At 72.0% G+C, this 510-nt stretch carries 1 protein-coding gene; it reads right to left on the reverse strand.

The genetic code is table 11. The features are described 5' to 3' along the window. Nucleotides 1–139: 139 nt before the first annotated feature. The coding region (locus tag SM452_RS30420) for a zinc-binding dehydrogenase (RefSeq protein ID WP_463841229.1) at nucleotides 140–510 on the reverse strand (371 nt) is incomplete at its 5' end.

The raw sequence follows: 510 nt of genomic DNA on the forward strand, positions 1-510 counted from the left end.
GGGTCATCGGCGCCATCGCGATCCGGTTGCTCAGCTTGGTGCCGGCGAGGCTGACGGGTTCGAATGCGGTCGTCATCGTGATCTGTCCTCCGTGCAGGGAGTGGGTCGTGGCAGACGCCCCGCGAAGGGGGCGGGTGACTCACGGAATGAGGACGGTCTTGCCGGCCAGCCGGCCGGCCTCGGACTCGTCGTGCACGGCGGCCAACTCGCGCAGGGCCCGCCGCTGACTGACGTCGATGCGCAGGTCACCGGCGTCGACGCGGGCCACCAGCTGGGCGAGTTGGGCGGCGTCGCTGCGGGCGAACACCCGTACCGTGCGGATGCCGCGTCCGGGCTGCTCCGGGCCCGGAGCGGTGGTGCTCACGAAGGCGCCGCCGTCGGCGACCAGATCCACGAGCTCGGCGCCCTGTTCGGGAGTGATGGGCGCCAGGTTCAGCACCACGTCGAACCGTTCGCCCGCCACGGCGTCGGTGAGCGCGGTGGTGGTGTGGTCGACGATCCGGTCGGCAC

It is taken from the genome of Micromonospora sp. SYSU B005, from assembly GCF_055362685.1.